The sequence below is a fragment of the Paenibacillus intestini genome, from assembly GCF_030803945.1.
Lineage (GTDB): Bacteria > Bacillota > Bacilli > Paenibacillales > Paenibacillaceae > Paenibacillus > Paenibacillus polysaccharolyticus.
In genome coordinates this window covers 180518-207093 of the sequence record NZ_JAURUN010000007.1, presented here as the reverse complement: position 1 = coordinate 207093, position 26576 = coordinate 180518, and the positions used below count along the sequence as shown (strand labels likewise).

Genomic DNA, 26576 nt, shown 5'->3' with positions numbered 1-26576 from the left:
CTGATTGACGAATGAACTTTGATCCCCTCTATCAACCTTATTCCTCGTACCGTGTGCCGGTATACGCCAAGCAAGGCATGGTTGCTACGTCGCAGCCACTTGCTGCGCAGGCTGGTCTGGATGTGTTGAAACAAGGCGGCAATGCGATTGATGCCGCTATCGCCACAGCGGCAGCACTCACCGTGCTGGAGCCGACCTCCAATGGCATTGGTGGCGATGCCTTTGCCCTCGTCTGGACGGAGGGCAAGCTGCATGGCCTGAATGCCAGTGGACCTGCGCCTCAGAGCATTTCGATTGAGGCGCTACAGGCGGCAGGCTATACGGAGATGCCGAAGCTGGGGGTTGTGCCGGTGACGGTGCCTGGCGCACCGGCGGGTTGGGCGGAGCTGAGCCGTCGCTTTGGACGGCTCACGCTGGCGCAAGTGCTGGAACCGGCCATCCGCTATGCGGAGGAAGGTTATCCGCTTGCGCCGGGGCTGGCCCGCCACTGGGCACGGGCAGCCGAGGTCTATGCACGCCAGGGCGATGCGGAAGCAGGGCGTGCATGGTTTGAGACGTTTGCCCCTGGCGGGCGTGCACCCGCGGCGGGGGAACTATGGCGCTCGCCGGGCCATGCGGCCACGTTGCGCCGGATTGGCGAGAGCGAAGCGCGAGACTTTTACGAAGGAGAACTGGCGGAATGCATTCATGCTTTTATGGCAGAACACGGCGGTTACCTGACACGAGATGACCTGAAGGCTTTTCAGCCGGAATGGGTTGATCCGATCTCTGTTTCCTACCGGGGTTATGATGTATGGGAGATTCCGCCGAACGGGCAAGGACTCATTGCCCTATCCGCACTCAATCTACTGAAGGGATTCGACTTCGCCGAGAAGGAATCCGTCCTCAGTTATCACCGGCAGCTGGAAGCGATGAAACTGGCTTTTGCCGATGGAGAAAAATACATTACGGAAGAACGAAAAATGGGCGTATCCGTGGAGGATTTGCTGTCCGAAGCCTACGCGGCAGAACGGCGCAAGCTGATTGGGGATACCGCACGTGCGCCCGAGGCAGGCGATCCACGCGGAAGCGGAACCGTTTATCTGGCTGCGGCAGACGGCCAAGGCAATATGGTTTCTTTTATCCAGAGTAACTATATGGGCTTTGGTTCAGGGCTGGTTGTGCCAGGTACAGGCATTGCACTCCAGAACCGCGGACATAACTTCTCGCTGGACCCGCAACATGCGAATGCACTGGAGCCGGGTAAACGCACGTATCATACGATTATCCCCGGATTCCTCACCCAAGGCAGTGAAGCCGTCGGACCTTTCGGGGTCATGGGCGGTTTTATGCAACCTCAGGGTCACGTGCAGGTCATTATGAATACGATTGATCATCATCTGAATCCGCAAGCCGCTCTCGATTCACCTCGCTGGCAGTGGACTAAAGACAAAACGATACTGGTCGAGCAAGACTTCCCTCCCCACATTGCCCAAGCGCTGGCTCGCAGAGGACATAATATCCAAACCGAGCTCGATTCGTCCCAATTCGGACGGGGGCAGATCATATGGCGTAACCCGGATACAGGTGTGTTATGCGGTGGAACGGAAAGTCGGACGGACGGCTCGATTGCGGCATGGTAGGAAATCCATAACGTGATGAATGTAAAGGTTGAGCAAGGCAATGTAAAGCAAAGCAGAGTAGAGTAGGATTCTCGCTCTACTTTGCTTTTTTTGTTTTTTACGGCATTACGATGCCAACTCATAAGTTCTTATAAGAATGATTAAACAACATAATTGTAAAAACTATGTATAATTCATGAAATAGATTTATATTTCTGTAAATTTTCATTAGAGATCGTAAAAAAACGGCTTTTTTCGCCGATATAGATAAAGGGAAAAACTCGTTGCATAGATGATTGGGGTTCATCCATCTTCCAGTATATTTCCAGAATTATTACATAAGAAACTTACAGAAATGAGGGCATTTCACATGAAAACAACGATGTTCATCCGTTTAGGGCTCACCATGCTTCTGGCCCTGACACTGATCATGTTAGCTGCTTGTTCAACCAGCTCTAAAACAGCAACCACTGACGTAAAGACCAGAGTGGGAATTGTACTTACAGAGGTCGGTCTGGGAGACCGATCTTTTAATGATGCGGCTTTTAACGGACTGGTCAAGGCGAGAGACGAGAAAAGCATTGTTTTTGACTATCGTGAACCAAGCAAAGATTCGACTGCAGAAGCAGCGTTTGAGGAATTTTCCCAAGAAAAGTTCGATCTTATTATTGGTTTAAGCGATACCGTTCAAGCAGATATGGAGAAGGTTGCTGCCAAATATCCGGACCAGCAATTCCTTTTAATTGACAGTACCTCTGAGCTTCCTAACATCGCTTCCATTTCATTTCGCGCGGAGGAAGGCAGCTATCTGGCAGGTGTGATCGCAGGCATGGCTTCCAAGGAGAAACATGTCGGTTTCTTGGGCGGGATGGAAATTCCGGTGCTCAAAAATTTTGAGCAGGGTTTCAAACAGGGTGTGCTTGCTGTTAATCCAGAAGCTGCAGTAGATATCGTCTATGCTGGTGATTTTGGAAATGCCGATCTGGGCAAGCAACTCGCTGAGCAAATGATTCGGGAGAAAGGTGCCGACGTAATTTATGTGGCCGCTGGTCTTACCGGTGTCGGCGCACTGAATGAGATTCAAGCACTCGGCAAATACGCCATTGGTGTAGATACCGATCAGTTCTTTTTAGCGGAAAAAGCAATTCTGACATCCATGCTAAAAAATGTGGATGTCTCCATCTACAACGCCGTGAAGTCGTTTATCGAAAACAAACATACCTTCCCGAAAAGACAAATTGTAGAAGGACTTGCCGAGAATGCTGTAGGCCTAACCGCACTGCATAACATCACGCTGAGTGATGAACAACAGCGGACCTTCGATGATCTGAAAGCCAAAATTTCTTCAGGTCAAATCAAAATTACAGTGAATCCATAACCCATGATTTGAGGAGGCTCGCATATGAAATTACAGGGAAAACTTATTGTCAACGCTCTGATCTCACTGCTTCTATGCCTTGCGCTGGTCGCTTATATTATTATGGAACTGCTCAGTATGAATGCAAAAAATCAAAATCTGGTACCTGCGATGCTCAAGGTAAGCGAGCTGAACTCCAACCAGATTCAGACCCAGCAGGCGCTGGATGTCTACTCCTTCTCGATGACTGCAGGCAATCAGGAAGCTGTAATGCTTCTTTTAAAAGAAGGCCAAGCCATGATTAAGGAACTCACGGGTGGCTTGTTAGAAACGGATCAGGAGCTGCAGCTCATCCAAACGGTTCAAACGAAGCTGCAAGCACTGGATCAAGGTGCAACCCAAGCAATGAGCAATATGGACAGTGCAGAGGCCAAACGTTACAGTGCACGGGTTCGAGGCATACAAAATGACATTTACTCACTGAATGAGATAACCCGGGAGCGCTACACTCAATATACGCTCGATCTGGAAAGTGGCATCCAGCAGACATGGCAGATTGCCCTTGGCGGGGCTGCCCTTTTGTTCATCGCGGTCATGCTGTTTAACATGTATACTTCACGTCAGATAGCCAAACGTATTCGTCTGATCAAGGATGCTGCCGGGCATATTGCCAGTGGTGACCTGACCCAAACGCTGCCGGAACCTCGGGGGAAAGATGAACTGGATGATCTGAGTCGTTCCTTTGGACAAATGACGAATAATATTCGCGGAATCATCCAATCCATTGACACGGCGGGGCAGCGAGTCGATCAGATGGCTCAGGATATTGATCGCGGTAATGATACGGTGCAAGCCATCGTACAGCAGGTGTCACGTACCACAGAAGAGCTGTCCGTTGGCAGTCAAAAAATTGCGGAAGATCTCAGCGAAACGGTTATAGTCGTAGACAAGATGCAGTCTACCTTTAACCATAATCTGGAGGCCACTGCCCAATCTGCCAAGGATGGACGCGATGTTCTAACCACAGTTGAAGAGGGAAACAGGGCGATTGAAGAACAGTTGCGACTCGCCGAAGTAAATCGCCATGCCATGTCCGAAGTGGAACAGACCGTGCTGGAGCTGGAAGAGAGCGCGGCTCGCATTACAACGATGACGGGATATGTATCCGAGATTGCCAAGCAAACCACCATGCTCTCCCTGAACGCTTCCATTGAAGCTGCACGTGCCGGGGAAGCCGGACGCGGATTCGCTGTTGTGGCAGGTGAAGTGAACAAACTGGCGGAACAGTCTGCTCAATCGGTCAAACATATCTATGCCGCCGTTAACGAGATTACAGCCTCGATGGAAAAAGTAAAAAGTTCCGTGGTGCAAAGCATGCAACTCTTTGGGGAACAGGAGCACGCCACGGGTCAGACGCAACAATCCTTCTCGGCGATTCGTGAGAGTGTGGAGCGCATCAGCGAAGGCATTCAGCAGCTTGCAGAGGACATGTCACAATCCAACAAACTTAGTTCACAGGTGCAACAGGCGATTGAAAACATCAGTGCCATCACCGAGCAATCTGCAGCCAGCAGTGAAGAAATCACTGCTTCCACCGCAGAACAACAACGTTCTTTCTCCGAAGCCAGTATCAAGGTCAAGTCACTTCGTGATATCAGTGCTGAGATGCATCAGGAACTCCAGCGTTTCCGTCTGTAAGAGGAGTCCACGAGATGTGTGTACCTGTAGTAAAGTAATCAATGAAGCTGCAGTATATATGCGCGCGGAGTATGAGGATTATGTGAGCGAAAGGTGAGTGAAAATTTAATTTTATCCTAACGATCTCAGATGAGCTTATTTGCATGATTCTGAGTCGTTTGAAATTCTAACGATCCCCAGAGAGCTTATTGGGGCCAAAATGGAGGGAAATGTCTCCTTTTTATAATAAATGATTGAAATAAGGTTCCCTGAGATCGTTAGAAAATAAAACGGGTGGATACGTGCCCAATAAGGTTTCTCATGATCGTTAGAAATGTTCACCCTGAAAAAGAATGCAGATCGGCACTAAGAAACGTTGTTCCGTCAACACTTGAATAGGCAGTAGGTCATGTTAGTGAGTTGGAACGATAGAATGTGCGATGGTCAGGTTAATCAAGTTGGGCTGATGAATGTGCAATGGGTGGGTAGATGAGTTGGGTAGATACTGTAACAATGTTTCCAAATGGGTGGTTCGGTGCTTTCAATAAAAAACGATATAGACTGTTTTTTATTTATAAATTCACTTTATATGAGAAAGGAGCCCCTCGAGATGATGGCGGGCTCCTTTTTCATATGTTTATACTTTCATGTGATAGGTATTTAAACATTATCGCTTCCGTATGATCCTGCACGCTGGATTGAACACACCTCTACAGTGCATCGATAATATCTCCTGCCAGCAAGGAAGATGGATCGCCTCGCCGCAATGCTGCCCGTTCGGCAGCCTGTCCGTGCAGGTATACACCGAACGCGGCGGCTTGTTCCGCGCCTAGCCCTTGAGCAAGCAGACCGGCGATGATGCCGGTCAACACGTCACCGGCACCGCCTGTTGCCATGCCGGCGTGGCCGGAGGTGTTGATGTACGCCTCGCCGGAAGGCGTTGCGATGACCGTTCGTGCTCCTTTGAGCACAAGGGTCACGCCCTGCTCGCGGGCGTACCGTGCAGCGTGTCCAATTCGGTCACGCTGCACTTCAGGGGTCGACATGCGCAGCAGTCGGCCCATCTCGCCAGGGTGCGGCGTCAGTATGGTCGCCGCACTGCGCTGGCCCCAGGTGCGTGGCCCATCTGGGCCTGCATCTGCCAGCATGTTGAGGGCGTCCGCGTCGATGACGAGCGGACGATCCGTCTGTTGCCACAGACGGCGCAGCCAGTCGGTGTCGCCTTCGAAACGACCAAGGCCCGGGCCGGTCGCAAGTACGTCGCGGCTCTCCGCAAGGCGCAGCACCGCTGCGGCGGAAGCCGCGTTCCATTCGCCGCTGGCGCCATCGGCTGCAGCGGCGAGCATAAGCTCGGGCACGGTGCCGATGACATGCGGCAACAGTGCCGCGGGCAGCGCCCATGTGGCGAGCCCGCAACCTGCGCGCAGCGCGGCTTTGGCCGAGAGCAGGCCAGCGCCGCTCATCGGCATGCTTCCTGCGGCCAGCAATACATGGCCGTAGGTGCCCTTATGGCCGTCCGGTGCCCGGCGACGGCCTGTGTCCACGCGCAGCGCACCCCGCAGCACCTCGTCCGTCAGCAGACGGACAGAGGGGCCATGCTCTGGCGCAAGGCGCGCGGGAATGCCGATGGCGCGCACAACGATGCGCCCTGCGGCAGAAGCGCCCGGGTACTGTACCAGACCACGCTTAAGCAGCGCAAGGCATACAGTTAACCGGGCTTCAATGCACGGCTCGTACACCTCACCGGTGTCGGCGTCCAGCCCGCTTGGCACATCGGCGGATACGACTGGCTTACCGCTGTCGTTCGCCGCGCGAATCAGCGCCGCGTATGCTCCGCGCGGCGCACCACGCGAGCCGGTGCCCAGTAGCGCATCGACGATGCCTGTGCACCGGCTAAAGTCCACGGCTTCACGCCCGTGGACAATGGCAGGGATGCCGAGCTTCGCGGCGGCATCCCGTTGCACTGCGGCTTCGCCCCGCAGTGCCTCCGGGGCATCGGCGTAGACTAACGTCACGCCAAGCCCCGCTTCAACCAAATGGCGCGCCGCAACCAGCCCGTCGCCGCCATTGTTGCCCTTGCCGATCAGCATGTACCAATGCTGATCACCGGGATGCGCCATCACCAGCGCCGGATCGGCGATGATGTCACCCCCGTAACCTACGCGGTCGCCGGGCCCGGTATGTGCCCGCAACGCCTCTTTTGGCTGGCCGCGATCAGGCCAGCCACCCCCACCCTCACCAATGTTTCTGTGCCGTGCTTCATCACTTTCAGCATGGTCGCCTTCACCCCAGCCGCGATCATCCCGCCTGCCACCCTCTTGCCCTTCCCGGCACAGCTTGATAACTTCCTCGGCAATAGCTCTGCCTGCATTCTCCATCAGACTGGCCGCAGGAATACCAAGCTGCTGAATCGTATACTCGTCCATAGCCCGCATCTGATCAGCGGTTACGATAAACAACACTCATCCCTCCCCGGTCGCGTTATGAATAACACTGCTTAGAGCATCACACTCATGGGTATTCTATTCTCATAAGTTTTCCATTGCCATTAGTTTCCCAATCTATCATGTGTTACTCGTTTTCCGATCATTCGTGCCTTACGAGTTTTCAATCCATTTATGTCTCATTGGTTCTCCACTCACTCGTGGTTTGCGCCAAGGGCTTATCTGTCACATCTATAATTATCCCATTTGCTTATCTATCCTCAGTTAGTACCCCACCGTAAATCGCGCTTGAACAAATTGCGGATCATCCAGTTCGTCCACCAAAGCTGCGGCAAAATCACCTACAGAAATGCTGCTTTCGCCCAGATCATCTGTAATGACACGAGTCATGCCAATCCGAAATTGACCTGTTCTCCGCCCTGTCGTGATCGTTGCTGCCGGACTCATATACGTCCAGTGAATATTGGATTCTTCCAGAAGTCCATAAGCATCCGCATGAGCCTGTGCAAGAGGTTTGATTTCCTCTGGAAAACCCGGGGTATTCATCAGCATTTCACCTGAATCGGTCATCAGACTACCTGCTCCGCCTACAACAACCAGACGCCCGGCATTGGCACGGCGCACGCCTTCGATCAGTGAACGCGTTACCTCCAGCAGTTCCTCTTCCTCGCCAAACTTCGGCCCGTAAGCACTTACTACCGCTTCTTGTCCCGCTGCAAAATCAGCAACCTGATCCGGGTTAAGCACATCCCCCTGCTCTACACGCAAGCGCTCATGCACCATCTCCACCTTGGACGGATCACGCACCACCGCGGTCACTTCATGCCCACGATCCATCAATTCCCACAAAATCGTCTTACCAATCGCTCCGGTCGCTCCAAAAATAGTTACTTTCATATCTGAATCCCTCTTTTCTATCGATGTCATCTAAATAAGCTGTACCGTTATTTTAATACTTAATCCTGTTGTTATATACCTTAAACGGCTCACGCCATCTTAAACCGGATAAACCTACTTGTAAACTCGAATCTTCATCAGCGGTACCAACACCTCAGCTGAGCGTTTCTATTTCATTCACATATTGTAGATTTCTTTATATATGTTCTTCCAGGTTTCAACCCATTCTTCACCCTTCTTCTCTCATCTATAATAGTTCCACGTACGCCAAAAAAAAAGCCGCACGGGCGGCTTCAACAATTCATCTTGTTTATCTCTCCTGGTCACGTATGCTTAAAGAACTTATCTTCGTTGTTTATCTTGGCTGAGTTACCCTGTTTCGGGTTAGAAAATGAACTGCCTTCGCCGCCCAGATTCGCTCTGCATACACCTCATGCTGCAGATCATCAATGACGTGCATCTCAAGTTGCCTATCGACCGCCTCTACAGGCTCTTTCCGCTTCAATATCTCCCGATATAAGCGCTCCGTCTGTTCCACCGGGCAGAGCTGATCATTCCGTCCATGGACAAGCTGTAGATCTACTTCACACAATCCAGACGCATAGGTTAACGGGCTTCTCTCCCGCAGTGCGGATTCATCCTGTAACAATCCTCCAATTTCCATCTGCAAAAACGATCTTAGCTTCGCCCCACCACCAGCATACAAGCTGCTTAAGTCCGTAAACGGTGCGCAAGCCACAACGGCGCTCCACAGTTCCGGGTTTCTACCTGCCCCTAACAGCGCTAAATAAGCCCCATAACTGACGCCATACAGTGAAACTGCCGAATATGAACCCAAGACCTGCTCTCGAATAATCCGAATAACATCTGCATCCACACCGCCCCAATCATTCTGAATACGTTGCTTGTAATCAGAACCGAATCCTGAACTACCGGGATAATTCAGCCCAATCACCCTCACTCCAGCCTCACATAAACGCGCAATAACCGGGCTGTAACTGTCCAAAAGGCAATTATGTGGCCCACCGTGCAGATAGATGACTGCCTGTTCTTCACCTCCCGGATGGATATCCATATAAGGAATGAACTCGTTCCCGTAACGCAGGTGTTTGTACCTGGTCTCCGGTTGCTGTACGAGATTACCTACAAACGTATCCCCATGCCTGACCGAAAGTGGCGTAATGTCACCAAACGATTCAGATATTTTATATCTGGCGGGCACCGGGGCAGTCGTAATGGACTCGAATTTACCAATGAGACTCTGCTTGTCCTTGCTGTGAACCGCTTGCGTTAACGTTCCGGGATAATCACACAGCTCAAATGTCTTTTTTCCATCCAGCGTGTACTGAACGTATTGCCACTTACCACGCCTTATTCCCTCGCATAAGATATGCTGTCGATCCACATCCAGCTGGATACGAATCATCTCAGAGAACGGCTCAGTGTGCTCCAGACTACCTTGAACAACATTCTCCTGAACGCTCATCCAGCCAGGACAAAAACCATCTCCCGCCGGAATGCAGACAGCAATCTGATCACCTTGCTTGTCCATCACCGGATAAGCATATTCCTTATAAGGAATTTCCCGAGATGATCCGGTATCTTTCCCGTAAAAATATACTCTGCCAACCCCGCCCACATTAACACCAATCTCTCGCTCGGGCTTGGCCCAAAACACAAATTGCGGGTTATCCAGTTCTGGAGTAACCCACTCGGCTTTTTCTTTCACGGGATCATACAGCCCGATCTGCACCGTTCCTGAACGATGCCGAACGGAAAAAAGTAGCAGGAGTTGTTCATCTTGCCGGGCAAACTGCATCACCGGAAACGGTAATTTTAGAGAGAGCGTTTGAATCATGCTTATGTGCTCCCGCTCTTTTTGGAAGACATAAATCCATCTCTCCGTCTTCTCCAGGGTGATTGCCACCACTTGGTCTGTTGCGATGAATTGAACATGCTGTACAGTCTGGCCCCGTTCTGTCCAATGATCGGAAAGACAAAGCACACCTTGAACATCGCCAGCATCGTCAAGCTCACACCATTCACATGTCTGGTCGTCATAACACAAGACCATGCTTGTCCGATCCCGGTTCACACTCATTCGGTTCAGGAATGGATTGCCCAACCGGATTCCCTCCCCTCATGCCAATACTTGAATTGCTCCCAGGTATCAAGCTGTAGTTCCAGCTTGAGCGTAAGCTGATGCTGTGTGGCCGTTGCTGCGGGACTCTCTGTTCCCAAACTACTTAACGCTTGCCGGATCAAACGGATTTGCTTCAGATTGGTTGCTGGCAATCCCGCGATCAGAAGACGATACACCTCCGCAGCACGTTCCTCTTCCCCTTGCTGGATGAGCACGCCAGCCATTTCGATTGAACGTTGCAACAATTTGGAAGGAATTGAACCCGTCTTCATCCGTAACAATTGAATCAACATTTTGTATTCTAACTCCTGCTCTCCGAGTTGTTGATATACCGACATTTTTAACTGAAGTATATGCCCCAGCCAAACCGAGTACACATCTGTGCAGAGTTTTTCGGCAGCTATTAGTGTCGTTTCTGCATCCATGAGAAGCCCTGCCCGGATCTGCAACCCTGCAATATTTAGAGCGGTTTGAATCTGAAAAACATGCCGATCCGGCCCTGGAGGAAGCTCACGAATACGCATCCCGGCTCGCTTCTCCAGTTCGATTGCACGTGAGATGTGGCCTTCCTGCATCTCAATTAATGCTTCACCGTTATCTAGTGCCGCCTCTTTTCCAATACGATAAACTTCGTCCAATTCCTCATGCTCCAGAACGGCCCGAGCGTGAGCATAACATTCTCTTGCCGCGTCATAATCATCCCCATTTTTGGTTAATAACTGACCCAGTTCAAACCATAGAATGGCCTGCTGCGAAGCTGATAATTGTTGGAATATGGCGTTTTGACTAAAAAAGCGAAAACAAGCCCTGTACCGCAGGTGATTATCCGATTTGCACAACAAAATCCAGGCCAGCCTGTTATATAGAGCCAATGCTTTACGTTGTTGTTTACCTTCCGCTTCATCGTGCCTACCAGCCATCCGCAACTGTTCATTTAACAAACGCCGGGTATGTTCCGGTGTATCTCTCACCAGAGAAATAGCCAGCCTCGATACATGTTGGGGAAGGTTAACACTCACGGGATATTGATGAAAAAATAACAATACGCTTACGTCCTTTAATTTTTGACGATAGAGCAGATGATGTATGGCTCCCAAATCTGCAGGATGCAGACCGGAGACCACCTCAACCAAGATCCATTTCCGTGGCCCCGGTGCCCAGCCGGCTCGATGGAATCGGAGCAATGCATTTTTGCATGCCACCAGATCATCAATCGGGTGAACCGGGTTCAACTGATAAATGAATGGCAACGTGCGATACGCATCATCAAGCACAAGGCGAATCGCCTGATCCTGCCAATGCATACTTAACTTGCGTAGCTCTTGCTGCACAATATCCGAACGTCCTTCAACCACAAATAACCCTGGTTCGTGGCTCGCACGAAACCATGTACTTCTCAGATCATGATAGTCCGTACTTTCCAGCAAAACAGGTTTCATGAGGACTCCCTCTCTTTCCTGATCCGGCATACATGTATAAGTTCAGGCACCTGCTGTAAAGGCAATGCACTCATCAAGCGATAGCTCCCTTGATTGTTTGCATCAAGAGAAGCCTTAATCTGCTTTTCCGGGTCGGAACTGCACTGATGTAGAGCATAAGCAACAAGCCACCGTGCCCAGCCCTTGCGTTTTGCCGCAGGCATGGTGAATATATGTGACAGAAGGATGCTATCAAACTCATCACTTAACAGACAGCCTCCGATCTTCGTTCCTTCTAGTTCCACAAGTCCCGACCCTTCCAGTAAACGTCCATACAGCCCTTCATAGATATCATCCACTGCCTTGCGAGCAGCTTGGATTCCGGGGCATGTTGGATCACTGCTTTGAAGCAAATGAGCCATAACTTCCTCTTGCCCTTCTGCAGGCAACCACTTCCCGTTCAAATCCGGCATAACCGGAACAGAAATGTGCTTCAGATCACCGTAAAAGCGATATCGATGGGCAAGCACATCTGCCTTATACCCGAGCCTTTCCCATGGAAACGAGGCGGGTGCAGTTACATATATAGAGGAGTAGGACAACGTATCCAATAAGGATGTGATCCGTCCTTCCCAATATGCATGAGATGAAGCTTCACTCCATAAATCCATCATATATTGACCTTCGCCATGATCTATCAACAGCATGGAAGAGATCGTTTCTCTTTTCCCAGGCTCACTGGCATAGTATCGACCCCCGACCTTGCCGGGTTCATGCTGACATTGTGGCAGGATATCAGCTATGGATGTTTGCATCATATACCTGTACCTCCCTGGTCTGGTCGAAGCCTGAATATACCATGGGTTCATAAGAAACCGCAGGATAAAATCGACGAAGCAGAAAAGAGTAAATCCCCATGTATCCCGTCATATAGTCCGGGGAGAATGATTCCATATCCTCCAGTGGCCACATCCACAAGTCTTCCTGCACATCACTGCGAAGCATGTATAGACTCTGTGTATACTCTTTCAATTTGGCTTCGTATCTGCCAGGGAAACTCCGATTGGCCATGATCAAAAAGTCCCCGTTACCCGCTATCCCATGACACTGGCTAAAAGAAGCAAAAATGGTCGACTGGGCTACCGCATCTGCGGCCTGCTGACCAAGTCTGTAACATACCGGATCTTGCAGAACCTCGGCTGCAGTCAGTAAAAACCGTCCTATACCCGCCGAACCATTACACCAATGAATCCAGAGAGCATCCGGCTTTTCGGGGGAAGCAGGCCATAACCTCACCCCATTCTTGCCTTCGTAACTCGCATGTTCCAGCGTGTCCACAATGCGCTTCACCGCCGAATAATACTCGCCCTTCCCCGTCTGCTTCGCTAAAGCAAGCAAGAAATATCCGATCCCTGCCATGCCATGCGAAAACCCATACGAGTGGTGGCTTTTTTTATCCGACTTGTCCTTCACTTCCCACATGCTCAACCCGTCTTCCGTTCGCTTTTCCTGCTGTAAAATCATTTCACCGAGTTCATCAGCCCTTGTCAAAAGTTCGGAACAACCTCCAAGATGATGTACCTCCATCAGCATTAATCCTAAACCTGCCGCTCCATGACTGATATTGGTTTGAACCGGTTCATGTCTTGTCATCTCCAAGGCCAGATTTTCAGCAATGCGAAGTAACGGTTTATCATCCAGCGCATCCGCTGTCTGTGCCAGTGCCCAAGGAACAGCCCCATAACCGAAATACAGGCTTTCTGGCGTTTCTCCGGGAATATAAGGCGTATGATTCAATATCCACTCCAATACTTCACGAGCATACTGATGATACTTTCTATTCTGCGTAATCTGCCCAAGCTGATGAAAACCATAGGCCATGCCCGTCCATCCAAAGTTGAAATTAGCCGGGTGGAACATTTTGCTCATCCTATTTTCGGGATAAAGTTGGTGAGCATTGTTCAAATCAAGGGATTGAACCAACTTGTTAGCCATAAGCTCGGCTTGATGAAGTACTTCCTCTGCCGTCATGTCTGCTTCATTCGTGCGCGAAGATTGCTCGCACCCTGTTAAATCGCCCTTAGCTTGTTCACACATACGTATTAGCTGTTCACGTATTTCAGATAAATCATTATATCGTGCAGACATGATCTCGATCCCCAGACTCCCCAGCCCAAGAAGCTGTTTATCATTGAGATTGTCCAAATAGGCTTGTCCAGCAGACAGATGAGACTGTCTGTATTTCAGATAAGGGTCCATGGAGGTTGCCATGTAATAATAAACGGCTCCCAGCGCGTAGAGATCATCGGAGTATTCCGAGCGCTGACTGTGCTCTCTTCCTCGAAGCACATAACCAGGCGTGTGCCCTGTTAATGGTTTCACCTGACTTTTGCTATCTTTCACATAGGCTAATTCCAGATCGATCAACCGCACACTTCCGTCAAGCATCACAACAATGTTATTCGGAGTTAAATCGTTGATGACAATGCCTTTATCGTGAAAATGTTCTACAATATCCAGAATATCCGAGCCGATTCGGTAAAGCTCTTCCTGATTGTCATCGGTAGCTACATGTCTGCGGTGGATGTACTCGCGCAAGCTGATGCTTTCGAAGTATTCCAGAATCAGATATCGATTCCGTTCAGCACTGAACAGATCGATAGGCCGCGGAGTATACCCCGTATCCTTCATCAGATCAAGCACATGATACTCGTTATCCAGATAATCATGGGCAGAACGCCCGGCACCATCCACGCGCATGAGATGAACCGCTTCTTTCATCACAGCTTGCTCATGCCGGGACGTGGAGACAAGAAATACTCCTCCTTTGCCCGATTTTTTGAGCACCCGCTTCACACGGATTTTACGTATTCCGAACTCATTGTTACTGGAATTATTCGGATTGTTTACTGCCTCATTTTCTTTCTTCCACCCGGCCTGTATACTCACCAGCTCTTCCGGCTCGTCTACCCACTCGGGCTTGTATCTGCCTGGTATTCTTCGGTCTTCCTCCAGTCTACCTTCCGGGTTCTGGATCGCATATACTTTTGCCGCAGAGTAACGATCATAATAGAACCGGTCTACAAAGGCTCCATAGCGATAAAATACACATGAACTTCCCCGGTAAGCCCGATCTGTAGGAATCGCGGGGCCTTTCAGATCCCCCGTACATGCATACATCTCCTCAAGCAATTGTATAAATTGTTCATCACTGCGTGCATAGATCGTCACACACTTCCCGGTCTGAGGTAGCGGTGTAGAACCATTGGATGCCTCAATTAACTTCAGCCCGCTATTTACGACTTTCCACATCACACCATACGTTGTCAGAATGGGTGTAATCCTTCGTAGCAGTTCAGCTCCCTCTACAGGCACAACCGATAAATGAATCTTCCATCCCTGTGGGGGAAGTGTTAATCGGTCCGGTTTAAAACAAATCCAATGGCCGTCATTCGACCATTGGATGGATTCCGGTAGATCCCGGATTATATATTGCAAAGCGTTCTCATAGGCGTCCTTCTTTTCAGTCAGGCTTGCTGATTTCAATGAGAATCACTCCTTTTTTGAAGTAGAGTAAGAGGGGGAGGTACAATTATTTTAGTTTAGTAATGCGAAATCAAAGACTTATCTTAAAGAATCATTCAGTGGTTCGAGACGATGAAGAGTTCTAAGCCTCTACAACGATTGTTTGTGAGCTTGTCCAGCTGCACACTGTACACAAGCTAGTTTCCTCGAACATGTTGTTATCCTCTTCAACCTCCAGAGCCATCAAATCCTGTACAGATAAAATTTCCTTGTTTTCCATGATAAATTACCTCCCATTTGTCTCCCCCTCTTATAAACCAAATTCTACATAAAATTTTAAATTCCTTCTTTTTAATTGAATTTTTTTACAAAAATTATTTATTAAATCCATATATAGTTGTAATACCTGTCATACCCTTTGTTTTTTTCGCAGAAAAAGGAATGATCTAACATCAAACTTCAGAAGAAATGGAGGACTTTCTGTGTAAGGTGTGTCCTGCTCGATCTTCTCGAAAAGGTCTGACGAACAGGCTTGCCGTGCCCATAAAAATAACAAACATGCCGATTCCCATGTACACCCAGGATGGACTATAGGCTTCAATTAACCATCCTCCGAGTAACAAACCGAGCGGGTTACTAACACCACTCATAAGTACTCCCATACTATTCATGACACGTCCTCTTTTTTCTTCCGGTGTAGATAACAGAATAGAAGTGATTAACGGTACATTTACAAGAGCTAGCCCCAGCATTAACAGGAAAGAGCAGGCAATGGCAAAATACAAGTTAGGGTACATCGGCATGAGCAGCAAGCTTGCGCCCGAGATCAGATAACTGATTAGGAACCAATGGGCCAGTGACAGACGTTTGGCATATTTTCCACTGAGCAAAGAACCAACGATACTGCCAGCGGCAAATGCAGATTGAAGTAAACCATATCCTTGTGGCCCGGCTTCAAGCACCATATTGGCAAAAATCGGCGTGAAGATATGTAGCGGGGCCCCTGCAAAATTGATAATAGCACCAAAGATAATACAGCAAGCCAAAACTTTGTTTGAAAATAAAAAGGTAATCCCTTGCATGCTGTCTTTGACAAAACCTGAAAATCCTTTTTGTTTGACCACTTTGGTCACAGGGATACGAATGAAGGCAATCGCAAGTGCGGATAACAGAAAAGTGATCGCATAGATGAACAGGATCGATTGTACGGAAATAAAGGCAATTAAAATTCCCCCTAAAGCATAACCGAGCAGTTCTATCGTTTTGGAGGAGGAGTTCAATAGGGCATTGGCTGGAGCGAGTTGCTCTGTCGGTTTGGGCAGAATCGCCGGAATGACCGTTTGAGTGGCAGGGTTGAACATGAAACCGAGAATCGCAATGAGCAGATTGGCTACATAGATATGCCACGGAAGCATGCTACCCGTCAGAAATAGAATCGCTAAGATACAAGCAATAACGGCTCTCCATATGTCGGTCCAGATCAGCAATTGTTTCTTTGGCAGCCGGTCACTGATCGTTGCAAGCGGGATACCCAGAAAAGCATAGATCAAGTAGGGAAGCATCGGAATTAATGCCGCAGCAAGTGCGGATTCAGTTAACTGCAAGATGTACCACATCGTGGCCATGGAAAATAAAATCTGACCTGCACCTGAGACAAGCCTGCCTACCAGTAGCACTGTAAAGGAAGGTATTCGTAACACGGCAAGATAGCCGTCTTCGCCAGTTTTATTCGTTTTATTTGTTGTTTTCTGGTCCATTTTCATCGCCTCCATTTGCAATCTCTGTTCGATCCTCCGCTTGTTTTAATCGTGCAACCAGACCCGATTCTTGTATTCTGCGCTGCATTTTGGCTTTGACTTGTTCCAGTTCTGCAGTGTACTCCTGCAACTCGTGAAACAGCGTCTGGTGAGTGCGAATTCCTTCCCGAATCAGCATCGCTGTCGCATCCGAGCGGTTTTTGGCGAGTTCCAGAAATACCATCTGGTCGATCACATCAATCTCATCTTGACTTAATCGAACAGAAACTACACCCTTGGTACCTGAAAGATTTTTAGCAGCCTGCTCCATCGATCGCTCGATCATTTGATTGAACTGTATTTTTTGATTTTTGTTCAACATATTTCCTCCATATTTTATAATCTGTAATTCGTAAATCGTAAATTGTATTTATTTTACATTATCATGTAAAAATATGGTTGTAAAGCAAAAAACCTTTGGTTTCCCAAAGGTTTGCGGTAACTATTTATGTCGTACCTGCTGTATTGGTGGGTTCCGTTCCGGTTCAAACTTTATTCCCCCTGCCTCCACCACATGCCTTCCGATTTCGGGCTTGTATATTCAAAGCCAAATTGAGCATACAGGCGATCCGCAGGAACATCAGCCAGTAGACTGACCAACCCCCGCGCAGGCACAGCTTCACGCAAATAGTTCATAATTTCGATCATGATCAGTTTTCCATAACCCTTCCCCTGAAGATCAGGATGCACTGCAATATCGACCACTTGAAAAAAACAACCACCATCCCCAATGACACGTCCCATCCCGATGAGGACATCCGCTTCTCGCAAACATACCGCAAATAAGCTACGCGGTAGCCCTATCTCAGCACCCTCCCGGCTCATCGGACTTAGTCCCGCAATCTGCCGCAGTGCCAAATATTCAACCGCAGCAGGCGGTGCATGTTCAATGTTCACCTCGTTCATACAATGCTCCCCTCTCCTGTTAGAACCTCTATAACCAGAATAAATTCTAAATCTTAGCTTTTAATTCCTTCATAACCTATGACATTTTTTCTGATGACTTGGCCTCATTCCAGGATTCCAATAACAAGACTGGTGGAATATACATTGGCATCATCCATTGATAGGACAAATCTTTCAGCAACTCACCCAGCCATAATTGCCCTTGATGATCCAGCTTCATTTTCCATCGCCCGCTGATCATCGTTTTCCCCTGATCCACAAGTTCACGGGCATCTTCATAGGCATACTCTTTTCCTTTGTTTTGTTCTATCAATTCAAGTGCAGCATCATACAATTGTTGCTGCTCATCTTCCTTCTCTTGAGTAAATTCGGAGTCAAACACCAGCGTGAAATCAAGCCCTTTAAACTTATGCTGTTCCACTACCGCTTTAAATTCTTCTGTTACATAGATTTGGTGAGATGCTGTTTCCTTCACCTTAAAAATCGCCGTCCCAGGTCGTATTTTAGATACGTCGAAGAATATTTTATTGAATCTGGAGAAACGCCCCTTAAAACTATACATCACATCTGAACGTTTCCAATCCACACAATCAAGGATAGTGACCACATTAACAGCGTATAGATCCAAGCTGTCATGCAGCAATTCAAGAAACTCTACATGTGACTGTAACAAAGAAACCAATGCATCTCTTACTTCACCTGTCACAATGAGTTTTCCTAGCGTAAAATCCGGGAAGTCATGATAAACTCTTTTTTTTAACGTGACTACCTTAACTGGCTCCCAAAGCTCTTTTAACGGGCTACCATTAAAATCAGAATTAAGCAGGTGCTCTGAATTTTCTAAATTTATATCCATACTTTTCTGATGGCCACTCAGTTTGTAGACTTTCAGTATCCTCATCTTCTTTCTAACATTTCTATAGGGTAGGGGCATAGTAATAGGTTAATTTCACGTACTTATTGTTCCAGAAGATCGGCCTCATGCCAGGATTTCAATAACAAGACTGGTGGAATATACATTGGCATTATCCACTGATAGGACAAATCTTTCAGCAACTCACCCAGCCATAATTGCCCTTGATCATCCAACTTCATTTTCCATCGCCCGCTGATCATCGTTTTCCCCTGATCCACAAGTTCACGAGCATCTTCATAGGCATACTCTTTTCCTTTGTTTTGTTCTATCAATTCAAGTGCAGCATCATACAATTGTTGCTGCTCATCTTCCTTCTCTTGAGTAAATTCGGAGTCATATACTACGTTGAAATTCAAACCTTTGAATTTATTTTCTTCCACCACTTGTTTGAATAGATCGGTAACGAACACCTCTACGGTGGCGGTCTCTTTTATTTTAAACATATATGTATCCACTGGAATTTTGGAAAAATCAAACACCAGCTTGTTAAAGTCAGCCCAAGAACCATCACTATATGTCCTGATATCTGAGCGATTCCAATCTACACAATCCAGTACATTAATAACATTTACTACGTATAGCTTTAGTTCTTCATGCATTAAAGGAAGAAATTCTACCTCACGGAAAATACGAGGTTCAAGTACCGTTCTAACGTTTTCTTTCATAATTGGTACCCCTGGTAACAATCTAGGAAAGTCACTATATCTTTTTTTGCACAATGTTTTCACTACAGTTGGAGTCCAAATTCCCCCTTTCATAACCCCTTTAAAATCTGAACCCAGTTCATGTTGCCGATCAATATAATTTATTTCCATACAACTATCTTTATGTCTTAGTGCGTATACCTTCAAAAAATCCCCTCCTTATTTCTTCTTGATCTAATGATTCAACTGCTTGAATTCATCTACTTCCTGTGTAATAGTGAGAGAAGGCTTGCGTAAAAGCGTGTTTAGATACGTCAAGTTGGTTGTAAAGGAGGAAATGTTGTGTTTCAACGTTGGTTGGATAACCTGTCATCACATCCCGATGCTACGTTTATACTGCTTGGTGTTGTTGCATTGCTTCTGGCAGCTTATCTGTGGTCGGCCACAGAAATTCGGCGAAGCCATGAAAGGCATATGCAGAGGATACGAGATACATTATACATAAGCACAGGCCTTTTGGGACTACTTACCATTTGGGAACAACGAAAATATGAAGATCCCGCACAGGAACATCATGAGTTGTTACAAGCCATGCAGGCCTGCAAAGCGGCCTCATGCCTCTCCCCGCAGCTTCAGGATCAGATTCGTGACTGCGTTAAAAATGAAGATCCCGCCAGGCTTGCTCTGATGCATAAAGCACTTGAACGGGAGTGCACTGCACTATCGGATGAATTCAGCCGAAATACATATTCGGTGCACTGGGGCCGTGCCATCTGGAACATTCTCAGGCCTGCAGCTGAACCTGCCGCACTCACGGCCACAGCACTTTTAATCGGATACCTGTTCTACACAGAGCGTATCACTAGTACCCCCGTAGATTCCTGGGATAACCTGTTGCCATGGTTTCAGGCCATTTCTCTCATGCTTACGATACTATACGGTTACATGCTTTGGTCCAGCCCCAAGCGTGGCACTTCAGGAGCTCTGGTCAAATGGCTATCCCTCTTGATCGCACTCTGCTCTTTGCTTCATCTGATCGGACTTGCGGCGGCCCCTTATGCCCTTGCTCTGCAACTCATTCTGTTTGTCTCCGGATTCGGATTAACTGGATCACGCTCCCGTAGCGAGCGCCCATATGCCGGACATGCTGAAACAGATGAAAACAGTAGCAATATCCGTATGGCTACGCCAGTACATGAAGCTGTTGTAGAGGATTCCCCTCCCCCTGTGACACCTCGCAGATCTGTATCGGCGTCCGACTAGTTCACACAAAAATGGCTATCCCTAAGTCATCACGACGACAGGGATAGCCTGTTTATTTTTTAAAATCAACCATGTAACACACAGGATTTTCATATGAAATGCTCTTAGGATAAGATGAAAAGGGTTATCCTTTTGCACTCGCGTTTGTTCCACGAACGGAACGGGCGGAGTTGCTTCTAGCCGTATTGCCAGATTTGGAGGTGCTACCGGAGGACGTATTTTCAAAACGCTTGCGCTCGGTTCGCTCCATCTGCACGATCTGTCCCTCATGTACCACGATGTGCAATGAACCAAATTCCATGTCATCCAGCTGCCCGGCAATTCGGTTTAACCATACCTCATCCACTTTTAACGGCTTAGCCACTTGAGCCGCCTCCTCTTCTCGGGCTATAACCCGTTATTCATCCTGTACGTACCTGTCATTTAAAGTGTTGAATTATAATTCATTCTTATCCAACCCATATACTTGGTTTATACAATATCAGGGCTTCCAGCAGCTGTCAATTGATATTTTGATCCACACTATGCCTTTTCCGATACGGCTTTACGACCAAGCCAGCTCTTGAGTAGCAACGTAGCTAAAGCCAGGATTAACAGTAGGGAAGCAACGGCAAATGAGGCCGAAAACTGATATTCGTTATACAAAATCTCGACGTGAAGCGGCAAAGTATTGGTTTCTCCACGAATATGTCCGGATACAACCGACACTGCTCCAAACTCACCCATAGCACGTGCATTACACAGGATAATTCCGTAGAGAAGCCCCCATTTAATATTGGGTAATGTCACACTCCAGAAGATGCGCCACCCGGAGGCTCCAAGTGTTACAGCCGCTTCTTCTTCTCGCGTGCCTTGATCTTCCATCAACGGAATCAGCTCTCTCGCCACAAAAGGAAAGGTAATAAATAACGTCGCAATCACAATTCCCGGCAGTGCAAAAATGATTTTGATATCATGCTCGGCCAACCATGGGCCAAACCATCCGTTTGAGCCAAACACCAGGACAAAGATCAAACCGCCAACGACAGGCGAGATGGAAAAGGGAAGATCAATCAGTGTGATGAGCAGTCCTTTACCTTTGAATTGGAACTTGGTGATGACCCAAGCCGCTGCCACGCCAAAGATCGTGTTGAGTGGAACAGTTATTGCGGCAACCAGCAGTGTCAGCTTCAGTGCAGACCAGGCATCCGGTTCCGTCAGCGCAGCGATGTAGACCCCCCAGCCTTGTTTCAACGCTTCCATAAGTACGATGACCAGTGGCAGGATCAGCAACCAGATCAGGACGAGACTCGCAAGTCCGATCAGTAGCCATTTTACCCAAGGTGCTTCTGTTGTGGCGCGATTTGTACTGCGACCGGTTTTTACAGGTGGAACAGGTCTAAGGGGAACAGAACCCGCCATATGTACACCTCCTTCGGTTTGGTGAGTGCGCCACATTGTGGCAATGTAAATCCATCCGGGCCGCCACGAATGGGCAAGCCGCACGGACAGAATGTGAAGTGATCAGGCACCCTTCTGGCTCTACTATTGCTGCGATCACACTCTCCCGGCCTTCCGACTCCAGCGCTGGAGAGAGTTGATGATGAGCAGCAGGATAAATGAGATCAACAAGAGTAACAAAGCTACCGCTGTAGCCCCTGCATAATCAAACTGCTCCAGCTTGGACATGATGAGCAGCGGTGCGATTTCCGTTTTCATCGGCATATTGCCTGAAATAAATACGACCGAACCATACTCACCAATGCCCCGTGCAAAAGCTAGCGCAAACCCCGTCAGCAGCGGTGGGACGAGATCCGGCAGCAAAACGGCACGGAATATTCGCCATCGCCCCACACCCAGCGTCGCCGCTGCTTCTTCGACCTCAGCTTCAAGCTCTTCCAGCACTGGCTGTACCGTACGCACGACAAAAGGGATGCCGATAAACATAAGTGCGAGTGTAATTCCCACTTGAGAGTATGCCAGCTTGATGCCCAAAGGTTCTACAAATTGTCCGATCCATCCATTCCCGGCATAGATCGCTGTCAGAGCCACCCCGGCTACGGCTGTGGGTAACGCAAACGGAAGATCAATAACCGCATCGAACAATCTCTTACCAGGGAATTCATACCGAACCAGCACCCAGGCCAGAAGAAGGCCCAGGAACAGGTCAATTAGTGCCGCCGCACCAGCTGTCAGGAAACTGACCCGGAACGAAGTCAGCACCCTTGGATTGGTAGCCACCTCCACCATCGTTGCCCAGGTCAATCCCGTGGAGTTGAATAACAGTGCCGTCAGCGGGATCAGCACGACCAGACTCAGGTAAAGCACGCTGTACCCCATCGTTAATCCGAATCCCGGCAATGTCCGCCTTCCCCGGGCCGCGATAACCTTGCTCATGCCTATTCATCCTCTCTGCCGTCAGCCGGTCAGGCTGGTTGGCCGCGTACAGCCCAATATGTTTACTTTGATTGGTTTGATTTGATTGGTTTCTTTTGCTCGCTTTTGATGCTATTGTCCTTTTATTCTTAGCTACCCGGCACGTAGATCTGATCAAAGATGCCGCCGTCTTTGAAATGTTTGGCTTGGGTATCCCGCCAAGTTCCAAAGACATCTTTTAACGTAAACAGCTCCAGCTTCGGAAACTGATCTTTGAATTTTTCCTTTACGCTATCCAGCGTAGGACGGTAGTAATTTTCGGCGGCAATTGTCTGGCCTTCTTCGCTATATAGGTATTTGAGATATGCATCTGCCACGTCGCGAGTGCCTTTTTTATCCGCATTTTTATCCACGATCGCTACAGGAGGTTCAGCCAAAATGCTGATAGAAGGCACGACAATGTCAAATTTGTCTGGCCCTAACTCTTTGACGGAAAGGAATGCCTCATTCTCCCAAGCCAGCAATACATCCCCAATGCCGCGTTCCACAAATGTCGTTGTCGCTCCACGAGCACCCGAGTCAAGCACAGGGGCATGTTTGAACAGCTCTTCCACGAACTGCTTAGCCTTCTCTTCGTCGTTGTTGTTATGCTTCAGCGCGTAACCCCAGGCCGCTAAATAGTTCCACCGTGCTCCGCCTGATGTCTTCGGATTCGGAGTAACGACCTGCGTATCTCCTTTGATCAGATCATCCCAGTCCTTGATGCCTTTCGGATTGCCTTTGCGCACCAGAAATACAATCGTGGACGTGTATGGTGAACTGTTATGCTCGTATTTTTCCTGCCAGCCTGCATTAATCAGACCTTTATCTTCAATCGCATCGATATCATAGCCCAGTGCCAGTGTCACCACATCTGCATCCAGTCCGTCAATGACCGAACGGCTCTGTTTACCCGAACCTCCGTGAGATTGTTTGATCGTCACTTCCTGGCCTTTCTCTTTCAGCCAATGGGCGGCAAATGCTTTGTTATATTCCTCGTAAAGTTCCCTTGTCGGGTCATAGGAGACATTGAGCAGTTCAACTGCTTTGCTGCCTTCTTTATTCCCATCTGTCCCCGTTCCTGTTGATGCACTCGCTGCACTTGACCCGTCGTTATTTGATCCGCAAGCTGCCAGCACCCCCGTTAACACCAATGCCAGCCCCATCAGAATTCCTTTGTGAACTCTCTTTTTCATCATCTTACACTCCCCCCGATATAAACTTGCATGATCAACTACAGGTCGGCAGAACAGCGGTACGCACCAGAAAAGAACAAAAAGACGGAGGAACCCCCTGCGCACTCTTCCCTCATCAAGTCATACCGACCCCTAAAGTCGTGTATGCTTCATCGGTAAAATGCACTGCGGTGTTCCTCCGTCTATACGGTGAGAACGTTATGCTGTTCAAGTGTTTGCAGTCATTTTTATTATTCCTACCTGTTTAGTAAGTTATATACGTATAATAAAGGCAGTCTATATGACTGTCAAACGTTTTTTCCGTTTTTTACCGAAATACCGCAACATTGACTCCACTTCCCTCCCTCACCATAATATAAAATATGAGACCAACATACCGACCACCCCTGTTACGTAAATCAGACGGATTCCGCCGGCAAAAACTAATGGTGCTACCCGAATCATTACTGATGGAAGCGGCTGCTTCCCCGGTGACATCGGGATTGTATGTTACGGATATTGGATATTTCCATGAAGCAGAGCATCATTATCGGGATCGCCCGGAAGGATGTGACTCCCACATTCTGATGTACTGCACGGAAGGCTCAGGCTGGTATGAACTGGAGCAGGGTAAAACCTGCAAGGTGCAACCGGGGAACCTGATTATTTTGCCCGCCCACGTTCCTCATATCTATGGTGCCAACACGGAAGAACCGTGGAGTATATACTGGTTTCACTTGCGCGGTGAACACGCCCATGCATATATCGAATCTTTGATCTCGCAGCAAATTACAACAATGCCACCTGCGAAGGCACAACGATGGCTGGAGCTTTTTCATGAGTGTTACGGCGCACTCGAAACCGGATATTCGCTGCAAACGATGACCTTTGCCTCACAGATTATTGGTTACATGCTGGGCTTGCTTGCTTACGGTTCCTATGCCTCTGCGACAGATAACGGAGTGATGACCAGCAAACAAGCAGCCGAGTATTCTGTACAATATATGCTGGAGCACCTGGAGAGCGGGGTTACACTCAAGGAACTGGCAGCGCATGCCCGCTTGTCCGTGCCGCATTATTCCCAAGTGTTCAAACAGGTGACGGGTCATTCACCCATCGATTATTTCTTACGGCTCAAAATCCAGCATTCCTGCCGTTATCTTGATTTTACCGATTGGACGATCAAACAGATCAGCTCCGAGCTGGGGTTCAGTGACCCGTACTATTTTTCACGACTTTTCAGCAAAATGATGGGACAATCCCCCACGGATTACCGGAACCAATCCAAAGGATAAATTTGTGGGAAATTACAGCAACCTTTTGAACAAAAGGGTCGTCTATAGGGGCAAATCACTTTAAAACAAAGGGATATGAACTTCCTGGAAAAGCGAGGCGACACCGAAATGAAGAAAAATATTATAGCAACTCTTACAGTAGGAGCCCTGCTTACACTCTCCTTAAGTGCAGGCCCTCTCCATGCTGCGCCGTCCAAATTTACGGATATTCAAGGTATTCCGGGTGCAGACAAAATCGAATCTCTCCATCAGAATGGATTAATTAAAGGGGTTAGCGATAACTTGTTCAAACCAGAAGAACAGCTGAGTACCGCGCAAGGCGTTCAATTGATCGTAGACGGACTGGACTTAAACCTGAATGCTATTCGTTTTATTAAAATGCCTGTGCCTAGTGATTATTTCTCTGCTGTAAAAGACGGTGTCTGGTACAGCGATGCTTTCATCCGCGCACAGTACAACAGTATCAAGCTTCCGCAAAATATTGATCCTTCCAAACCGCTCACTCGTGAGCAGTACACTCTGTTCCTCATGCAAGCGATTGAGGCCAAAGGTGGTCTGCCTATGATCAAAATCCAGCCGGTAGACATTGCGGACGAGAATGAGCTTACACCAGAGTACCAAGGTGCCGTACAACGTTCTCTGGTGCTGAAGATTAGCGCGCTGGATGCGGAAGGACAGTTCCATCCGAAACAAACCATTACTCGTGCTGAGGCTGCCGTGATGATGTACAATGCCATGGAGCACATGAAATCCTTCTTCACACCGCAAATCCCGGAAACACCGGAGAAGTAAATGGTATCTCAGGATAAAAGAATAGAATGGCAAACCCCGCATCTTTCTTCTTTAGAAAGTGCGGGGTTTTGTGTACAGCCTCAGTGCGATTCTAAGACACTTGGGGAAAACCTCTAAGAAAAACTGGTTTCCCAGGTCGGCTAAATCCGAGCTTCGTAGGATCAAATCTTCCTTCAGCGAGCCATCCTCCTGAAACGGATCTACAACAATCAACTGGTGTTCTACTAGAAATTGCGTACCGACGGTCTGTAAAATAGCAAAAAAGCGAGTACTTTCCTCCAATAAGAGGATGTACTCGCTTAGAATATTACTGCCTATAATTCACGTTTAGAT

General features: G+C 48.3%; 22 protein-coding genes. 6 read left to right on the top strand and 16 right to left on the bottom strand.

Annotated features, from left to right (window positions below; genetic code table 11):
* Positions 1 to 11 precede the first annotated feature (11 nt).
* The 3 genes from J2T16_RS19185 (at position 12) to J2T16_RS19175 (ending at position 4656) form a co-directional block, all read left to right on the top strand.
* Positions 12 to 1622 carry a gamma-glutamyltransferase family protein gene (locus J2T16_RS19185; protein WP_499019048.1) on the top strand — a complete coding sequence of 537 codons (1611 nt, stop codon included), beginning with the start codon at positions 12 to 14 and terminating at the stop codon, positions 1620 to 1622.
* A 349-nt stretch (positions 1623 to 1971) separates the two neighbouring features.
* The gene (locus J2T16_RS19180; RefSeq protein WP_499019047.1) at positions 1972 to 2979 is read left to right on the top strand and encodes a BMP family lipoprotein; all 1008 of its coding nucleotides are present in this window, start codon (positions 1972 to 1974) and stop codon (positions 2977 to 2979) included.
* Between the two features lie 24 nt (positions 2980 to 3003).
* Positions 3004 to 4656 (top strand): methyl-accepting chemotaxis protein, encoded by a 1653-nt coding sequence (locus J2T16_RS19175; RefSeq protein ID WP_499019046.1) that lies wholly within the window; start codon positions 3004 to 3006, stop codon positions 4654 to 4656.
* A 689-nt stretch (positions 4657 to 5345) separates the two neighbouring features.
* Here the strand turns inward: J2T16_RS19175 and J2T16_RS19170 are convergent.
* The 12 genes from J2T16_RS19170 to J2T16_RS19115 all read right to left on the bottom strand — a co-directional run bounded on the left by J2T16_RS19170 (position 5346) and on the right by J2T16_RS19115 (position 19531).
* Positions 5346 to 7094 carry an NAD(P)H-hydrate dehydratase gene (locus J2T16_RS19170; protein WP_499019045.1) on the bottom strand — a complete coding sequence of 583 codons (1749 nt, stop codon included), beginning with the start codon at positions 7092 to 7094 and terminating at the stop codon, positions 5346 to 5348.
* Between the two features lie 249 nt (positions 7095 to 7343).
* Positions 7344 to 7976: an NAD(P)-dependent oxidoreductase gene (locus J2T16_RS19165; protein ID WP_090918666.1), complete on the bottom strand. Its 633-nt coding sequence runs from the start codon at positions 7974 to 7976 to the stop codon at positions 7344 to 7346.
* Between the two features lie 355 nt (positions 7977 to 8331).
* Positions 8332 to 10101: an alpha/beta hydrolase family protein gene (locus tag J2T16_RS19160; protein WP_499019044.1), complete on the bottom strand. Its 1770-nt coding sequence runs from the start codon at positions 10099 to 10101 to the stop codon at positions 8332 to 8334.
* Entirely contained in the window at positions 10083 to 11558 is a 1476-nt protein-coding gene (locus J2T16_RS19155) for a hypothetical protein (protein ID WP_499019043.1), read from the bottom strand. Before J2T16_RS19155 ends, J2T16_RS19160 begins: the two co-directional genes overlap by 19 nt.
* Positions 11555 to 12355: a hypothetical protein gene (locus J2T16_RS19150; RefSeq protein WP_499019042.1), complete on the bottom strand. Its 801-nt coding sequence runs from the start codon at positions 12353 to 12355 to the stop codon at positions 11555 to 11557. Before J2T16_RS19150 ends, J2T16_RS19155 begins: the two co-directional genes overlap by 4 nt.
* Positions 12333 to 15083: a lanthionine synthetase LanC family protein gene (locus J2T16_RS19145; protein ID WP_499019040.1), complete on the bottom strand. Its 2751-nt coding sequence runs from the start codon at positions 15081 to 15083 to the stop codon at positions 12333 to 12335. Before J2T16_RS19145 ends, J2T16_RS19150 begins: the two co-directional genes overlap by 23 nt.
* Before the next feature lie 121 nt (positions 15084 to 15204).
* Positions 15205 to 15342 carry a hypothetical protein gene (locus J2T16_RS19140; RefSeq protein ID WP_161556981.1) on the bottom strand — a complete coding sequence of 46 codons (138 nt, stop codon included), beginning with the start codon at positions 15340 to 15342 and terminating at the stop codon, positions 15205 to 15207.
* Positions 15343 to 15514: 172 nt separating this feature from the next.
* Positions 15515 to 16819, bottom strand: coding sequence for an MFS transporter (locus J2T16_RS19135; protein ID WP_499019038.1), 1305 nt, complete (start codon positions 16817 to 16819; stop codon positions 15515 to 15517).
* A complete protein-coding gene (locus J2T16_RS19130) occupies positions 16797 to 17177 on the bottom strand; it encodes a ribbon-helix-helix domain-containing protein (RefSeq protein WP_499019037.1) in 381 nt (126 codons plus the stop codon). The genes J2T16_RS19135 and J2T16_RS19130 overlap by 23 nt, the downstream gene beginning before the upstream one ends.
* 173 nt (positions 17178 to 17350) lie before the next feature.
* Positions 17351 to 17764 (bottom strand): GNAT family N-acetyltransferase, encoded by a 414-nt coding sequence (locus J2T16_RS19125; protein ID WP_154891398.1) that lies wholly within the window; start codon positions 17762 to 17764, stop codon positions 17351 to 17353.
* 76 nt (positions 17765 to 17840) lie between these two features.
* On the bottom strand, positions 17841 to 18698 hold the full coding sequence (locus J2T16_RS19120; RefSeq protein WP_499019036.1) for an imm11 family protein: 858 nt from the start codon (positions 18696 to 18698) through the stop codon (positions 17841 to 17843).
* Between the two features lie 23 nt (positions 18699 to 18721).
* Entirely contained in the window at positions 18722 to 19531 is an 810-nt protein-coding gene (locus J2T16_RS19115; RefSeq protein ID WP_499019035.1) for an imm11 family protein, read from the bottom strand.
* Positions 19532 to 19666: 135 nt separating this feature from the next.
* Between J2T16_RS19115 and J2T16_RS19110 the strand changes: the two genes are divergently transcribed.
* Positions 19667 to 20587: a hypothetical protein gene (locus J2T16_RS19110; protein ID WP_499019034.1), complete on the top strand. Its 921-nt coding sequence runs from the start codon at positions 19667 to 19669 to the stop codon at positions 20585 to 20587.
* 124 nt (positions 20588 to 20711) lie between these two features.
* Here J2T16_RS19110 and J2T16_RS19105 read toward each other — a convergent pair whose 3' ends face one another.
* The 4 genes from J2T16_RS19105 to J2T16_RS19090 all read right to left on the bottom strand — a co-directional run bounded on the left by J2T16_RS19105 (position 20712) and on the right by J2T16_RS19090 (position 24177).
* On the bottom strand, positions 20712 to 20951 hold the full coding sequence (locus tag J2T16_RS19105; RefSeq protein ID WP_154960463.1) for a YezD family protein: 240 nt from the start codon (positions 20949 to 20951) through the stop codon (positions 20712 to 20714).
* Between the two features lie 158 nt (positions 20952 to 21109).
* Positions 21110 to 21988 carry a sulfate ABC transporter permease subunit CysW gene (gene cysW, locus J2T16_RS19100; RefSeq protein WP_499019033.1) on the bottom strand — a complete coding sequence of 293 codons (879 nt, stop codon included), beginning with the start codon at positions 21986 to 21988 and terminating at the stop codon, positions 21110 to 21112.
* A gap of 135 nt (positions 21989 to 22123) precedes the next feature.
* The gene (gene cysT, locus J2T16_RS19095) at positions 22124 to 22963 is read right to left on the bottom strand and encodes a sulfate ABC transporter permease subunit CysT (RefSeq protein ID WP_499019032.1); all 840 of its coding nucleotides are present in this window, start codon (positions 22961 to 22963) and stop codon (positions 22124 to 22126) included.
* A gap of 128 nt (positions 22964 to 23091) precedes the next feature.
* Positions 23092 to 24177: a sulfate ABC transporter substrate-binding protein gene (locus tag J2T16_RS19090; protein WP_499019083.1), complete on the bottom strand. Its 1086-nt coding sequence runs from the start codon at positions 24175 to 24177 to the stop codon at positions 23092 to 23094.
* Between the two features lie 425 nt (positions 24178 to 24602).
* Between J2T16_RS19090 and J2T16_RS19085 the strand changes: the two genes are divergently transcribed.
* Both J2T16_RS19085 and J2T16_RS19080 read left to right on the top strand, forming a co-directional pair.
* Positions 24603 to 25451, top strand: coding sequence for an AraC family transcriptional regulator (locus J2T16_RS19085; RefSeq protein WP_499019031.1), 849 nt, complete (start codon positions 24603 to 24605; stop codon positions 25449 to 25451).
* A 108-nt stretch (positions 25452 to 25559) separates the two neighbouring features.
* The gene (locus J2T16_RS19080; RefSeq protein WP_154891404.1) at positions 25560 to 26243 is read left to right on the top strand and encodes an S-layer homology domain-containing protein; all 684 of its coding nucleotides are present in this window, start codon (positions 25560 to 25562) and stop codon (positions 26241 to 26243) included.
* Positions 26244 to 26576: the final 333 nt, after the last annotated feature.

What these genes read in the sequence shown, in the direction of transcription:
- J2T16_RS19090 (WP_499019083.1), bottom strand. Translation starts at nt 24,177, where the DNA reads ATGAAAAAGAGAGTTCACAAAGGAATTCTGATGGGGCTGGCATTGGTG.
- J2T16_RS19150 (WP_499019042.1), bottom strand. Translation starts at nt 12,355, where the DNA reads ATGATGCAAACATCCATAGCTGATATCCTGCCACAATGTCAGCATGAA.
- J2T16_RS19165 (WP_090918666.1), bottom strand. Translation starts at nt 7,976, where the DNA reads ATGAAAGTAACTATTTTTGGAGCGACCGGAGCGATTGGTAAGACGATT.
- J2T16_RS19140 (WP_161556981.1), bottom strand. Translation starts at nt 15,342, where the DNA reads ATGGAAAACAAGGAAATTTTATCTGTACAGGATTTGATGGCTCTGGAG.
- J2T16_RS19155 (WP_499019043.1), bottom strand. Translation starts at nt 11,558, where the DNA reads ATGAAACCTGTTTTGCTGGAAAGTACGGACTATCATGATCTGAGAAGT.
- J2T16_RS19135 (WP_499019038.1), bottom strand. Translation starts at nt 16,819, where the DNA reads ATGGACCAGAAAACAACAAATAAAACGAATAAAACTGGCGAAGACGGC.
- J2T16_RS19085 (WP_499019031.1), top strand. Translation starts at nt 24,603, where the DNA reads ATGGTGCTACCCGAATCATTACTGATGGAAGCGGCTGCTTCCCCGGTG.
- cysW (WP_499019033.1), bottom strand. Translation starts at nt 21,988, where the DNA reads ATGGCGGGTTCTGTTCCCCTTAGACCTGTTCCACCTGTAAAAACCGGT.
- J2T16_RS19125 (WP_154891398.1), bottom strand. Translation starts at nt 17,764, where the DNA reads ATGAACGAGGTGAACATTGAACATGCACCGCCTGCTGCGGTTGAATAT.
- J2T16_RS19080 (WP_154891404.1), top strand. Translation starts at nt 25,560, where the DNA reads ATGAAGAAAAATATTATAGCAACTCTTACAGTAGGAGCCCTGCTTACA.
- J2T16_RS19180 (WP_499019047.1), top strand. Translation starts at nt 1,972, where the DNA reads ATGAAAACAACGATGTTCATCCGTTTAGGGCTCACCATGCTTCTGGCC.
- J2T16_RS19120 (WP_499019036.1), bottom strand. Translation starts at nt 18,698, where the DNA reads ATGCCCCTACCCTATAGAAATGTTAGAAAGAAGATGAGGATACTGAAA.
- J2T16_RS19185 (WP_499019048.1), top strand. Translation starts at nt 12, where the DNA reads ATGAACTTTGATCCCCTCTATCAACCTTATTCCTCGTACCGTGTGCCG.
- cysT (WP_499019032.1), bottom strand. Translation starts at nt 22,963, where the DNA reads ATGAGCAAGGTTATCGCGGCCCGGGGAAGGCGGACATTGCCGGGATTC.
- J2T16_RS19175 (WP_499019046.1), top strand. Translation starts at nt 3,004, where the DNA reads ATGAAATTACAGGGAAAACTTATTGTCAACGCTCTGATCTCACTGCTT.